Below are 13,259 nucleotides of genomic sequence, written 5' to 3' on the forward strand. Positions count from 1 at the left end.
TTGTTAAAAATTATTTGTTATGGAAGAATGTTGCAGTACAAAACCTAAAAAAGAGCACAACCATGAAGGTCACGACCATGATCATTCTCATGAGGTTCAAGATAAATCAACGCTTCAGCTTTTTTTGCCCGCAATTGTATCATTTGCTTTGCTTTTGATTGGAATTACGTTTGATAATTTCATTGAAAACAATTGGTTTAATGGTTGGCTTCGCCTCGTTTGGTATTTGGTTGCCTACATTCCTGTAGGACTTCCTGTTTTAAAAGAAGCGTATGAAAGTATTATTAAGGGCGATGTTTTTTCAGAGTTTTTCCTAATGGGAATTGCTACCATCGGTGCGTTTGCGATTGGAGAATATCCTGAAGGTGTTGCCGTAATGCTGTTTTATTCGGTAGGTGAAGTTTTTCAGGCAATGGCGGTTAATAGAGCTAAAACCAATATTAAATCTCTTCTCGATCAGCGTCCCGATGAGGTAACTATTTTAAAAGACGGACAGCCACAAACCGTAAAAGCCGAAAAAGTAAATATTGGAGAAATCATTCAGCTAAAATCCGGAGAAAAATTAGGATTAGACGGAGAACTACTTTCAGAAAAAGCTTCATTCAACACGGCTGCACTCACGGGAGAAAGCAAACCCGATACAAAAATAAAAGGCGAAACAGTTTTGGCCGGAATGATTAATCTGAACACGGTAAGTCAGGTGAAAGTTACGACTGATTATAAAGATAGTAAGTTGAGTAAAATCTTAGAATTGGTTCAGAATGCGACATCGCAAAAAGCTCCAACAGAATTATTCATCAGAAAATTTGCTAAAATTTACACACCGATTGTAGTTTTCCTTGCGATTGGAATCACTTTCTTACCCTACTTTTTTGTTGATGATTATCAGTTTAAAGCGTGGTTATATAAAGCTTTAGTTTTTCTGGTGATTTCTTGTCCGTGTGCATTAGTGATTTCTATTCCGTTGGGTTATTTTGGTGGAATTGGAGCGGGAAGCAGAAATGGAATTTTATTTAAAGGAAGTAATTTTTTAGATGTTTTGGCGAATGTTCAGAATGTAGTGATGGATAAAACCGGAACCATGACGGAAGGTGTTTTCAAAGTTCAGGAAGTAAACTTCGGGAGCGAATTTAATAAAGATGAAATTTTAAAACTCGTCAATGCGCTCGAAAGTCAAAGTACGCATCCTGTCGCAACGGCAATTCATAATTATGTAGGAGAAATAGACCATTCTATTCAACTGGAAAATGTAGAAGAGATCGCAGGTCACGGTCTAAAAGCAACCATCAACGGAAAAGAATTATTAGTTGGAAACTTTAAGTTGATAGATAAATTCAACATCAGTTACGATTTAAAAACCGAAAATATTGTTTATACTTTAATTGCGGTGGCATATGATAAAAAGTTTGTAGGATATCTTACCATCGCAGATTCCATCAAAGAAGATGCTCAGTTAACGATCAATAAACTAAAAGCACTGAATGTAAAAACCACGATGTTGAGTGGTGACAAAACGTCTGTTGTACAATTTGTAGCAAATGAACTGGGAATTCAAAATGCTTTTGGAGACTTACTCCCCGAAGATAAAGTAAATAAAGTCAAAGAATTGAAAGCAAAAAATGAAACTGTTGCTTTTGTCGGAGACGGAGTAAATGACGCACCGGTTGTCGCTTTAAGCGATGTCGGAATTGCAATGGGCGGATTAGGAAGCGATGCTACAATTGAAACCGCAGATGTTGTCATTCAGGATGATAAACCAAGCAAAATCCCAATGGCAATCAATATCGGCAAGCAAACTAAAAAGATAGTTTGGCAAAATATTATCCTTGCATTTACAGTAAAAGCAATTGTTTTGGTTCTCGGAGCAGGAGGTTTGGCAACGATGTGGGAAGCTGTTTTTGCTGATGTCGGAGTTGCGTTAATCGCTATTTTGAATGCGGTGAGAATTCAGAGAATGAAGTTTTGATGAGGTTGGGTGATGAAAGTTTGATGCTTGAAGTTTAGAATCAGACTACAAAGATTTGTAGAAATGTTATCAATAGGGGTGGACTTTAGTCCGCCCTTAAATATAAAATCTCCATTGGCTTTAGCCAAAACTTGTTGTATAAATATATTTTCAAACACCTGCGCAAATCTGTGCAATTTGTGGGAATCTTAAATGGAGAAAATTATCCTCATTAAAAACTTCCATCTTCCAACATCCCGCTTCCAAGCACAAAAACTGACTTTCATCATAAATTAATGCAAAAACAAATTTTGTACACTATATTTGTACTAAAGATTTGATACTTGAAGTTTTTCTTATCCTTTTTCATCGTATTTACCATTGCAATTCGCCCTGTTTTGCCAATGTTAAATTATGCGATCAACTACGATTACATTGTGAAAAACCTTTGTGAAAACAGAAAAATTATAGAATCAGACTGTAAAGGAAAGTGTTTTGTGAAAAAAGAGTTGGCAAAAACCGAAAAGGAATCTAATAATGCACAAAATATTAAGATTGCAGGTTTAGATGTTTTTCTATCCCATGACATTCTATCTTTTTCGAATATCAGTACAGCTGATTTAAAATCAGAAAAGCCTAATTCGAATTATATTCAATTAAATTCTTCAGAATATTTTTCCAGAATATTCCATCCTCCTTTAGTTTAATTTTTTTATACCTGAACTTTTAGTTTTGATTTTTATCAAGGCTTATATTCATATTAATTAAACTTAATTTTAAATTCTATTTAATGAAATCTAAAGTTATCTTAACAGCATTTTTGTCTGTTTCATTACTCGCCTGTGCGCAGGAAACACCTAAAGTAAAGCATAAAAAGAAAAATATTCCTACAAAAACAACTGCTCAAAAAGTAAAATTTGCCAATGCTATCGATCCAATTTGTGAAATGAAAACGGAAGACGATATGAAAGATACGGCAGTCTATAAAAATAAAACGTACGGTTTTTGCAGTAGCTACTGTAAGGATGAGTTTAAGAAAAATCCTGAGAAGTATGTCCAAAAATAAAAAGACTGAAAGCTCCGCAAAAAAGAAGATTATTATTCCAATTGCGATTATTGCATTGTTGTTTTTGGGAATTGGTGTCGGGATGAGTTATTTTAAAAGCAGTCTTTATACCGTGATGAAAGTTCCGGATTTTGAGCTGACTGATCAGAACAATAAAAAGATCACCAACAAAAATATGCTGGGAAAAGTATATTTAGTTGAATTTTTCTTTAGTAAATGTCCTACAATTTGTCCGGTGATGAATACCAATATGAGAGCGATTGAAGATGAAATCAACAATCCCGATTTTGGAATTATCTCAATCAGCATTGATCCTGAAAACGACACACCCGTGTTATTGAAAAGTCATGCGAAAAAGATAGGTGCAAAATCTCCAAATTGGCATTTTCTGACGGGTGATCGAACTTATATTGGAAATCTTGCGGATCAATTTGATATCTACGTCGGAGATAAAGAAGATGAAAGTGAAAACCTCAATCACAGCGGAATGATTGCCTTAGTCGATAAAGAAGGAAATATCAGATGCAGATATAATAAAGAAAATATGCCGATTCTCTATTATTCAGGATTGAATTATGAAGATGCGGAGGGGAAAATCCCTAAATTGAACGGGAAATTTCATCCGGATAGAGAGATTTTAATAGAAGACATCAAGAAACTATTGAAATAAAGTTGAATGATTGAAGTTATATTCGTACTGCGATGACTTCCATCATCCGACTTCCAACCTAAATTAAATGTTTAACCATACAAACAAAACGTTATGAAGATTTTTAAAGTAGCTGCATTTACGGCAGTTTTTGCGGCGCAATTTGCGTTTGCACAATTCAAGCAGACTCCATTACCGTATGCATACAATGCACTGGAAGGTAATATTGACGCACAAACAATGGAAATTCATTATTCTAAACATGCAGCTGCTTATGTTGCCAATTTAAATAAAGCAATTGCAGGAACTCCGCAGGAGAAGCAGACTTTATTTGAAATTCTCTCAAAAGCAGGAACTTTACCAATGGCGGTAAGAAATAACGCTGGTGGACATTACAATCACGAGTTATTTTGGACAGTTCTTACTCCACAAAAAGATACAAAGCCTTCTGCAAAATTAACAAAAGCGATTACCGATGCTTTCGGAAGTATGGATGCTTTTAAAGAAAAAATGGCTAAAGCAGGAGCAGACCGTTTCGGTTCTGGTTGGGCTTGGCTTTCTGTTGATAAAAGCGGAAAATTATTCGTTTCTTCAACGCCAAATCAGGATAATCCTTTGATGGATGTTGTGGAAGAAAAAGGAACTCCAATTTTCGGAATTGACGTTTGGGAACACGCTTATTATCTGAAATATCAGAACAAAAGAGCTGATTATTTAACTGCCATTTGGAATGTAACCAACTGGAAAGAAATCAGCAGAAGATATGATGAAGCTCTAAGCAAAAAATAATCATTGAATTTAATTTGCAGCATATTTCTCACCTTTTTTACGGTACTCAGACCTCTGATACCGTTGGTGGAGTATGCTGTAAATTATCAATACATCAGCGAAGAGCTTTGTGTCAACAGAAAAAATGTTGCACTCAATTGTAACGGGAAATGTTATCTTGCCAAAGAGTTGACAAAAACGAACGATACAGATTCTTCACCTTTACACAAAACAAAAAATTCTGGGCAGAAATTACTTGATATTTATATTCTTCCTGAAATTATCGCAGTCAATACCACAGAAAAGCCAGTCTTTTCTTATTCAAATTTTCTTTACAAAACAGGCTATTCGTTTCTGTTTTTAAAACACATTTTCAGACCACCGGTTTTTTAGTGCATTATTTTAAATCTTGTTTTAATTGTAAAAGTTTTGCATTTGTTTTTAAATTAACGTGTAGTTGTCATTCCGTAGGAATCTCGGCAAACATTTCACGTAATAATTTTTAAAACTCCGCTTAGATTCCTACGGAATGACAAAGTGAGCGCTTGATGCTGTGCAAACTTTTACAGTTTAAAAAATTGAATATTTTACTATTCAATCACTATTTCTATTTAAAATCTCAACTTAAAAAATCAACAATGAAAATTTATAAATTTTTATCATTATTATCTATTGCCTTTACTTTTTTCACAATTACATCATGTAGAAACAGCGATGAAGACGATTCATCACCGGAAACAAAAGGGAAACTTCAGCTCAAGTTCGAAAACGGATTTAATAATCTCGGGGATATTGTTCTCAATCAGACCACTCAAACTTCTTCAGGCGGACAAAAACATCAGTTTTCAACTTTAAAATACGTCATCAGCAATATCAGTTTGATTGACGAAAATGGAAATGAATTTAAATACAACGAAAATAATCCAGACAAAGGTGCTTTCATTATCAATCAGGAAAAAGCAGTTGCCGGAATTGTGTATCTAGATTTAGATGAAATTCCGAAAAACAATTATAAAAAAATAAAATTCGGATTGGGAATCAGTCAAAATGCTTATTTATTGGGACAAAGCGGACAGGCAGAATTCTGGGAAAAAGCTAAAAAGGAAAGTTTGACCTGGTCTTGGGCTGCAGGTTATATTTTCGTAAAATTAGAAGGGAAATATGGAACAGCTTCTGTCAACACCGAATTTATGAATCACACCGGAAACATGGGAAATGTTACCGCCAACAACACTCCGGATCTTTACCGTGAAGTGACTTTGGATCTTCCGACAACAGCAAGAGTTTCAGGAACTATAAAACCTTCAATTCATATTATCGCTGATTTAAACCAATATTTAAGTGGAGAAACTGCTCTAAGCCTTTCATCAACTAATAATATGGCGATGGGTTCTAACCAACATTTGGTGAATGTGACAAATAATTTAACCAAAATGTTTAAAGTAGACCATGTTCACAATGATTAAGAAGATTTTTAAAACAGGGCTGCTTTTAATATCTATTCTAAATTTTATTTCTTGTTCAGATGAGGTGATTCAGCCTTTAGAAAAAGATGAAGTGATAAGTCTTCAGTTTCCGTCTTATTTTCCGGAAATGACTTTCGACCCATCAGAAAATCCTATCACAAAAAACGGAGTAGAGTTGGGTAGAAAATTATTTTATGAAGGTAGATTATCACGTAATAATACGATTTCATGCGGGTTCTGTCATATTCAGGAAAATGCTTTTACCCATCACGGTCATACGGTAAGTCACGGAATTGACGACAGAATAGGAATTAGAAATGCTCCAGCGATCCAGAATATGGTTTTTCTGAAACGGTATATGTGGGATGGCGTGATTCACAATTTAAATGAACAACCGATTATTCCCATTACAGATGTGAACGAAATGGATAGCTCGATGCCTGAAGCGATTTCAAAACTCAGTAAAGATGAGGTTTACAAAAAATTGTTTAAACAGGCTTATGGAGACGAGAATATTACCGGAGAAAAAGTTTTGAAAGCTTTGTCACAGTTTATGGCTACTTTGATTTCAGGTGATTCAAAATATGATCGTTTTAAACAAGGAAAAGAGAGTTTTAGTTCTGAAGAATCTCAAGGAATGGCTTTGTTTCAACAGAAATGTGCATCGTGTCACAGCGGAGAATTATTTACCGATGAAAGTTTTAGAAATACCGGAATGTATTACAATACTCAGTTCAAAGATGCGGGACGACATCGTGTGACGCTTGACCAAAATGACTGGATGAAATTTCGAGTTCCGAGTTTAAGAAATGTAGAATATACCGCACCTTATATGCATGACGGAAGATTTTATACATTGGAAGCAGTGCTCAATTTTTATTCGGATAGTGTAGAAGACAATCCAAATCTAGATCCACAACTGAAACAAAATAATCATATCGGAATCGCGATGAATACTCAGGAAAAACAATTTATTATTACTTTTCTAAAGACTTTATCTGATAAGAATTTTATTACTAATCCAAAGTTTGCGGAATAAATTTTAATTAAAATGAAGAAGATATTTTTAATCTTAAGTCTGGTTCTATTTAATTTAAATCAGGCTAAAACGATCAGTGACAGTTTATCTATTCCAGACGATCTGAGTGAAATTTTATTCAATGAATGTGATGCTTGCGGATGTGCTGCGGGAAATGGATCTTCAGGTTTTGAATCTTTATTGAATCCACAGTTTATCGGTGTTAAATATTTTGCTCAGCATTATAAAGCGAAAGAAAATTTATTTGTCAATGACTTGACACAGGATCAGTATTTCAATACAATTCAGCTTTGGGCGAAAATACCTTTAAGTCAAAGGTTAAGTGTTTATGCAAGTCTGCCGTTTCATTTTCATGAAAAGAAAACTTTGCAGGGCGATATTAATATCAACGGAATCGGAGATTTTAATCTGATGGGAATTTATAAACTGATCAATTCAAAAGATAATAAGCATGAATTGAATGGTGGAGTAGGTGTGAAGGTTCCGTTAGGAAAATTTGATGAAAAAGGTATTTCAGGAGTGAATCCAAGTTTTCAGTTGGGAACAGGAAGTTGGGATTATCAGGCTGTTTTGAATTACAGATTTCAGAAAAATAAAGTGGCTGTGCTTCTCAATACCGATTATACCATCAAAACTGAAAATAAAAAACACTATCAGTTTGGGAACCAATGGAATTATTCGGCTACCGGATTTTACCAAATTGTAGGAACTGAGAAAATGATTTTGTCTGCAAAAGCTGGTTTACAAGGAGAGGTTTATGACCGAAACCGTCAGTATAAAGAAGATCTTCCGAAAACCGCAGGAAGTGCTTTGTATGGAAAATTAGGTTTTGAAGCTTCTTACAAAAAGGTGAGTTTGGGAACAGAATTAATGCTTCCAACGTATACCAATTTGGCAGGAGGAGATATTGAAGCAAAATCCAGATTCAGTGTTTTTATCAATTTTGGAATTTAATTAAAAATAGAATTTTAGGCAGAAAGCTACTTTTTAAAGTAAGTTTTTAAGCCTAAAATTCTATTAAGTCCTCATCAGTTTTGGTGAGGACTATTTTTTATGTCCTTTTATATTGGGTAAAAAAGCGGTGATAATTCCCATTAACGGCAAGAATGCACAGATCTTGAAGACATATTCTATACTGGTGTCGTCAGCAACAGCTCCTAATATCGCAGAACCTATTCCGCCCATTCCAAACATAAATCCGAAAAACAAACCGGCAACCAATCCGATTTTATTAGGCATAAGATCTGTGGCGTAAACTAATATTGCAGAAAATGCTGAAGCAATGATCAATCCTATAAAAACCGCAAAGATGATCGTCCAGAATAGTGAAAGGTAAGGAAGACAAAGTGTAAATGGTGCAGCTCCCAAAATAGAAATCCAGATAATCTTTTTTCTGCCATATTTATCTCCCAATCTTCCCCCTAAAATCGTACCTACGGCAACTGCGGCTAAAAATATGAACAAATAAAGTTGAGAATCTTGTACCGAAACATGGAATTTATCAATCAAAAAGAAGGTGAAATAGTTGGTCATTGAAGCCAGATAAATGTATTTTGAAAACACCAAAGCCAATAAAATACTAATAGAAAATAAAACTTTTTTACGCGATAATTGTATTTCAATGATATCACTTGGATGTTTTTTTGATTTTTTCAGGGATAATCTTTCTGCATACCAGTTTCCTATTCTCCATAATACAATAATTCCGATGAAAGCTGCAATAGCAAACAGTCCTACATATCCCTGTCCTAAAGGAATAATAATTAAAGCAACTAATAAAGGTCCGATTGCACTTCCTGAATTTCCACCTACTTGAAATATCGATTGTGCCAATCCTTTTTGTCCGCCCGATGCTAATTGTGCAACCCTTGAAGCTTCAGGATGAAAAATAGAAGATCCCATTCCGATTAATGCAACAGAAATTAGAATAACATAATATTGATGAGCAGCTGCTAACAAAAGTAATCCTGCCATTGATAATCCCATCCCAATCGCCAAAGACCTTGGATTTGGTTTTTTATCGGTATAAATTCCAACAAAAGGTTGTAAAATTGAAGCAGTAAGTTGAAATACCAATGTGATAATTCCGATTTGAGCAAATGATAAACTGAATTCTCCTTTCAGAATCGGATACAAAGAAGGAATGGTAGATTGAATCAGATCATTCAAAAAATGAGAAAAACTGATCATGAAGAGGATAGGATAAACAATTTTTGTAGTATCAATTGTTTTCGTCGTTATATTTTCCATAGTATTATTTTTATTCATCATATCATCTGATGAATTTTATTAAATTTTTTTAATAAATCTGATCAACAATTTTCTGTGCAATGACAGAAGCTTTCTCTGCATCTCCATTTTCAATAGACAGATAAAGGTCGGTATGTATTTTTTGAGAAATTTTAAATGATTCTGTATTATTATGATGTCTTGTTTCGAAAGAACTCATAATATGCTTGGTTGCTATTTTATAAATTTCTTTTAAAAGATTGTTTCCGCAAGACTCTGCTATAGCTAAATGGAAATTGATATCCGCCTGATAACATTCTGTTGCCAGATTTTCTTCTGCAAATTGAGTTCTTAGATTCAGATATTTTTTAATTGTTTCTAAATCTTCCTCAGTTCGATTGATGGCTGCTTTTGCTGCAATTTTTGAATCGAGCAATGATCGTACTTCTTGCACTTCTTCAATCTGTGCTTTATTCATTTGAGAATCTAATGATTCGTAGGCATTTTTAGAAACGACAAAAGTTCCTACGCCTTGCTGTACATTAAGAATTCCCTGAATGGATAAAATCTTTATCGCCTCACGAATACTGGATCTGCCTACGCCATAGATTTTCATCAGTTCAGATTCAATCGGCAGTTTTTCGCCAATAGCATATTCATCGTTGGATATCCCTTCGATTAATCTTTCCGCAACTTCCTGCGCTAAAGTCTTTCTTTGAATCTGCATTATAAAAACATCATATCATCTGATGAATTGCAAAGATATAATTTAAAAAAATAAATAAGCAAACTTTATTAATGATTTTGTACAGTATTTATAAACGAAAAAAGAGATTTCAAAATATGAAATCTCTTTTTGTAGCCCGTAGGGGAGTCGAACCCCTCTTACCAGGATGAAAACCTGAGGTCCTAACCGATAGACGAACGGGCCATCTACCAATCTGCAAATAAATTTACAGGGTTAGCTTTTTTGTTTTTATAAGTTTCAACTCTTACTTAATTACTCGGTTAGTAGCAATTAAAATTAGTAGCCCGTAGGGGAGTCGAACCCCTCTTACCAGGATGAAAACCTGAGGTCCTAACCGATAGACGAACGGGCCTACTATATAGTTACGCTAATTTATTAACGTGCTTAGTCAATTTACTTTTCAAGTTAGCTGCCTTATTCTTGTGAATAATGTTTTTCTTAGCTAATTTGTCTAACAAAGCGATAACTTTTGGCAATTGCTCAGTAGCTGCTGCTTTGTTTTCTTCGTTTCTTAAAACTTTTAGAGCTGTTCTAGCAGTCTTGTGGTAGTATCTGTTACGAACTTTTCTAACTTCGTTTTGTCTTATTCTCTTAAGTGCTGATTTATGATTAGCCATATCGTTTAAATGTGAGTGCAAATTTATAGACTTTTTTGTTACCCACCAAATTTATTTTTAATTATTTTAAAATATTTTTAGTTTTCTTCTGAAAGGTACTTTTTAAGCTTGTCTAAGGCTTGTTGTACTTTAATATTTTCAGTTTCTTTTCCTAATTTGTTGATGATGTTTTCCAACATAATCATTGCATTATTCCATTCTCCGGTAGAGTTGGAAAAAGTAAGTCCGTCGATGGTTACTTCAAAAATACTTTTTTCTCCGCTCCTGTAGAGTTTGAAACTAATTTTATCATCCTTGCCTGTAATCCCTTCCGTACTAGTTTTTAAATCATACCCTTTCGGGTTAGAGCGAATCTTATTAAAAAGAAGCTGTGCTTCTTGAATTTTTAAATTCGGCATGATGTAAAATTTGGTCGTCTTGTGAGGCCTGTGTTTATTTACTCTCGAGAGAGTAAAGTTTACCAGTTTTTATCCTGTAGACTGATTTCTCAATCATTAAACTTTTGCAAAAGTAATGTTTTTTAGTATTTCAAACAAAATCAAATTTAATCTTGTTTAAAAATTTATTAATATTTACCGCTACCTGCTTGTTTTACAGTCTTTTTATCTGAAAACATTATTTACAATATTTCCGATTTCCATAAAATCATTATGATTTCCTACAGATCGCTTCTCAGAATTTATATTCTCGAATTCCGAAAAAGGGAAGATTAATAAGTAATTTTTATTACTCAAATGTTTATTAAGAAGCTCAGGAATAAATCGCATTTGCGGAATATAAGATTTCATTCCTCTTTTTGCCATTAAGATAATAAGGGCTTCATTGTCTTTAAGTTGGGTCGCTGTTTGCTCGCCGTCTTTCCATGTGTTCATAATAATAAATTCAGCTTCAATATTGGCTTTCTTAACGATTTTCTGTAAAATATTAAGAATCTCTTCTGAAGCATAAAAAGTAATCGTAGCTCCAGAATTTCTTGCAACATTCCAAACCCTCAACAAGGCATGAAAAAATCCGGCTTCTTTATGCGCATTATCAGGGATCATCACCGAATGGTTTGTTATGGTAGCCAAAGGCTGAATTGCGTGATACACCAGAACATTTACATCATCACGCTGTAAATATCCATTGTAAAGATTATCGGTGAAGGAAGGCGAAAAACCTTTGGTGTCTTCTAATCCGATAATAAGATCGGTGATGTTTTGCTCTTTAATTACATTGTTTACGCCATTGATAACATCATTATCATATCTTTTTAAAGGCTGTATTTTCACATCTGCCGCTGCCGCCATATCGGTTGCCTGATGTAAAAGTTTCTCTGCATTTTTTACAGAAGACTCATTTTTATCTTCATTGATAATATTTAAAGCAAATAAGTTTTCTGTATTTGAATGAGCTTTAATTAAGATTCCAAGATTTACCATTCGTTCCACAGTAGATTCGTGGTTTATAGCTAAAAGAATGTTTTCCTGTTCGTGGCTGTTTCCGGAAACGGTTTCTTCATTGTCTTGTTCTGCAATCTTCTGGGCACTCGACATAGAGATGAATGATGAAATTGTGCATGAAATAAGAATCAGTAAGATACTTCCGTTAAGAACGTGCTCATTTAATAATCTAATCGGTTCTCCGGTTTCTGTTTCCGAAATTATAATATTGTAACCAACCATTACAGTAGCTAAAGTTGCTGCTGCAGAGGCCGAGCTAAGACCAAATACGAGCCTGCCTTCTTCTTTGGTAAACCTAAATGTTTTTTGTGCAATAACAGCAGAAATATATTTTCCGCCGATAGATGCTACAAGCATAATTGAAGCAACTTTTATTGTTTCAAAACTGTTGAAAAATACTTTAAAGTCAATCAACATTCCCACACTTATCAGAAAGAAAGGAATAAATATCGCATTTCCTACAAATTCTACCCTGTTCATTAAAGAAGAGGTGTGCGGAATGAGCCTGTTTAAAGCCAGACCTGCAAAAAATGCTCCTATTATTGCTTCAACTCCTGCTAATTCTGCCAAAACTGCAGCAAAATATATCATTACCAATACAAAAATATATTGAGAGATTTTATCATTAATTTTTTTAAAAAACCAACGTCCTATCAAAGGAAAAAGCATAAGAACAACCAAACTGAAAACCAGAAAAGAGATGGATAGTTTTACCCAAAAAGAAATACCCATATCGCCTTGTACCAAACCTACAACTATAGCTAAAACCAATAATGTGGCAACATCGGTAATCATAGTTCCTCCTACAGTAATATTTACGGCTTGATTTTTTGCTATTCCAAGCTTACTGATTAATGGGTATGTAATTAAAGTTTGTGAAGAAAATAGACTTGCAAAAAGCACAGAAGTGAGCATAGAAAAACCGAGAATGTAAAACGCTCCGAAATATCCTAAAATAAAAGGAAAAATAAATGCGTAACCTCCGTAACCTAAACTTTTCCATTTGTTTTTCTTAAAATCCCCCATATCGATTTCAAGACCTGCAAGAAACATGATGTAAAGCAGTCCTGTTGTTCCGGTTACTACAATGCTGCTGTCTCTCGCTAAAACATTAAATCCGTTCGGTCCAATTACTGCACCTGCGATAATTAATCCTAATAAATGAGGGACTTTAATTTTATTGAGTAAAAGGGGTGCCGCAAGAATAATGATGAGCACCAAAAGAAACTTCAAGACCGGGTCTTCAATGGGGAAACTGAGGTTGTGTATACTTAATAGAGTCATCTGTAT

General features: G+C 34.3%; 14 protein-coding genes and 2 tRNA genes. 9 read left to right on the forward strand and 7 right to left on the reverse strand.

The genetic code is table 11. The features are described 5' to 3' along the window. Window positions 1–19 precede the first annotated feature (19 nt). The 9 genes from B5X64_RS02510 to B5X64_RS02550 all read left to right on the forward strand — a co-directional run bounded on the left by B5X64_RS02510 (window position 20) and on the right by B5X64_RS02550 (window position 7,887). Entirely contained in the window at window positions 20–1,966 is a 1,947-nt protein-coding gene (locus B5X64_RS02510) for a heavy metal translocating P-type ATPase (RefSeq protein ID WP_079463748.1), read from the forward strand. A 323-nt stretch (window positions 1,967–2,289) separates the two neighbouring features. Continuing rightward, on the forward strand, window positions 2,290–2,652 hold the full coding sequence (locus tag B5X64_RS02515) for a hypothetical protein (RefSeq protein ID WP_079463749.1): 363 nt from the start codon (window positions 2,290–2,292) through the stop codon (window positions 2,650–2,652). An 83-nt stretch (window positions 2,653–2,735) separates the two neighbouring features. Beyond that, the gene (locus B5X64_RS02520; RefSeq protein WP_079463750.1) at window positions 2,736–3,011 is read left to right on the forward strand and encodes a YHS domain-containing protein; all 276 of its coding nucleotides are present in this window, start codon (window positions 2,736–2,738) and stop codon (window positions 3,009–3,011) included. Next, window positions 2,998–3,681 (forward strand): SCO family protein, encoded by a 684-nt coding sequence (locus tag B5X64_RS02525; protein ID WP_172459133.1) that lies wholly within the window; start codon window positions 2,998–3,000, stop codon window positions 3,679–3,681. The genes B5X64_RS02520 and B5X64_RS02525 overlap by 14 nt, the downstream gene beginning before the upstream one ends. A 93-nt stretch (window positions 3,682–3,774) precedes the next feature. Then, complete coding sequence (locus B5X64_RS02530; RefSeq protein ID WP_079463751.1) at window positions 3,775–4,449, forward strand: superoxide dismutase; 675 nt, start codon at window positions 3,775–3,777, stop codon at window positions 4,447–4,449. A 3-nt stretch (window positions 4,450–4,452) separates the two neighbouring features. Further along, window positions 4,453–4,821, forward strand: coding sequence for a hypothetical protein (locus tag B5X64_RS02535; RefSeq protein ID WP_079463752.1), 369 nt, complete (start codon window positions 4,453–4,455; stop codon window positions 4,819–4,821). A 245-nt stretch (window positions 4,822–5,066) separates the two neighbouring features. Then, window positions 5,067–5,894: an MbnP family protein gene (locus B5X64_RS02540; RefSeq protein WP_079463753.1), complete on the forward strand. Its 828-nt coding sequence runs from the start codon at window positions 5,067–5,069 to the stop codon at window positions 5,892–5,894. Continuing rightward, complete coding sequence (locus B5X64_RS02545) at window positions 5,878–6,933, forward strand: cytochrome-c peroxidase (RefSeq protein WP_079463754.1); 1,056 nt, start codon at window positions 5,878–5,880, stop codon at window positions 6,931–6,933. Before B5X64_RS02540 ends, B5X64_RS02545 begins: the two co-directional genes overlap by 17 nt. A gap of 12 nt (window positions 6,934–6,945) precedes the next feature. Beyond that, on the forward strand, window positions 6,946–7,887 hold the full coding sequence (locus B5X64_RS02550; RefSeq protein ID WP_079463755.1) for a transporter: 942 nt from the start codon (window positions 6,946–6,948) through the stop codon (window positions 7,885–7,887). Window positions 7,888–7,977: 90 nt separating this feature from the next. On the opposite strand, the gene B5X64_RS02555 is transcribed toward B5X64_RS02550, so the two are convergent. From B5X64_RS02555 to B5X64_RS02585, 7 genes are all read right to left on the reverse strand, one after another. Then, on the reverse strand, window positions 7,978–9,183 hold the full coding sequence (locus B5X64_RS02555) for an MFS transporter (protein ID WP_164463456.1): 1,206 nt from the start codon (window positions 9,181–9,183) through the stop codon (window positions 7,978–7,980). 49 nt (window positions 9,184–9,232) lie between these two features. Further along, window positions 9,233–9,889 carry a FadR/GntR family transcriptional regulator gene (locus B5X64_RS02560; protein WP_079463757.1) on the reverse strand — a complete coding sequence of 219 codons (657 nt, stop codon included), beginning with the start codon at window positions 9,887–9,889 and terminating at the stop codon, window positions 9,233–9,235. A 132-nt stretch (window positions 9,890–10,021) separates the two neighbouring features. Continuing rightward, window positions 10,022–10,093: transfer RNA gene (locus B5X64_RS02565), tRNA-Glu, on the reverse strand. 97 nt (window positions 10,094–10,190) lie between these two features. Beyond that, window positions 10,191–10,262: transfer RNA gene (locus B5X64_RS02570), tRNA-Glu, on the reverse strand. A 10-nt stretch (window positions 10,263–10,272) separates the two neighbouring features. Next, the gene (rpsT, locus tag B5X64_RS02575) at window positions 10,273–10,527 is read right to left on the reverse strand and encodes a 30S ribosomal protein S20 (RefSeq protein WP_048501176.1); all 255 of its coding nucleotides are present in this window, start codon (window positions 10,525–10,527) and stop codon (window positions 10,273–10,275) included. A 77-nt stretch (window positions 10,528–10,604) separates the two neighbouring features. Beyond that, complete coding sequence (locus tag B5X64_RS02580) at window positions 10,605–10,925, reverse strand: hypothetical protein (protein ID WP_066679875.1); 321 nt, start codon at window positions 10,923–10,925, stop codon at window positions 10,605–10,607. A gap of 204 nt (window positions 10,926–11,129) precedes the next feature. After that, window positions 11,130–13,253, reverse strand: coding sequence for a cation:proton antiporter (locus tag B5X64_RS02585; protein ID WP_079463758.1), 2,124 nt, complete (start codon window positions 13,251–13,253; stop codon window positions 11,130–11,132). Between the last annotated feature and the right edge of the window lie 6 nt (window positions 13,254–13,259).

Origin of the sequence: Chryseobacterium balustinum (assembly GCF_900168205.1) — a bacterium.
Classification (GTDB): domain Bacteria; phylum Bacteroidota; class Bacteroidia; order Flavobacteriales; family Weeksellaceae; genus Chryseobacterium; species Chryseobacterium balustinum.

Coding starts and splice junctions, on each gene's coding strand:
- B5X64_RS02530 (WP_079463751.1), top strand. CDS start 3,775: ATGAAGATTTTTAAAGTAGCTGCATTTACGGCAGTTTTTGCGGCGCAA.
- B5X64_RS02520 (WP_079463750.1), top strand. CDS start 2,736: ATGAAATCTAAAGTTATCTTAACAGCATTTTTGTCTGTTTCATTACTC.
- B5X64_RS02510 (WP_079463748.1), top strand. CDS start 20: ATGGAAGAATGTTGCAGTACAAAACCTAAAAAAGAGCACAACCATGAA.
- B5X64_RS02560 (WP_079463757.1), bottom strand. CDS start 9,889: ATGCAGATTCAAAGAAAGACTTTAGCGCAGGAAGTTGCGGAAAGATTA.
- B5X64_RS02545 (WP_079463754.1), top strand. CDS start 5,878: ATGTTCACAATGATTAAGAAGATTTTTAAAACAGGGCTGCTTTTAATA.
- B5X64_RS02525 (WP_172459133.1), top strand. CDS start 2,998: ATGTCCAAAAATAAAAAGACTGAAAGCTCCGCAAAAAAGAAGATTATT.
- B5X64_RS02585 (WP_079463758.1), bottom strand. CDS start 13,253: ATGACTCTATTAAGTATACACAACCTCAGTTTCCCCATTGAAGACCCG.
- B5X64_RS02550 (WP_079463755.1), top strand. CDS start 6,946: ATGAAGAAGATATTTTTAATCTTAAGTCTGGTTCTATTTAATTTAAAT.
- B5X64_RS02580 (WP_066679875.1), bottom strand. CDS start 10,925: ATGCCGAATTTAAAAATTCAAGAAGCACAGCTTCTTTTTAATAAGATT.
- B5X64_RS02540 (WP_079463753.1), top strand. CDS start 5,067: ATGAAAATTTATAAATTTTTATCATTATTATCTATTGCCTTTACTTTT.
- B5X64_RS02555 (WP_164463456.1), bottom strand. CDS start 9,183: ATGGAAAATATAACGACGAAAACAATTGATACTACAAAAATTGTTTAT.
- rpsT (WP_048501176.1), bottom strand. CDS start 10,527: ATGGCTAATCATAAATCAGCACTTAAGAGAATAAGACAAAACGAAGTT.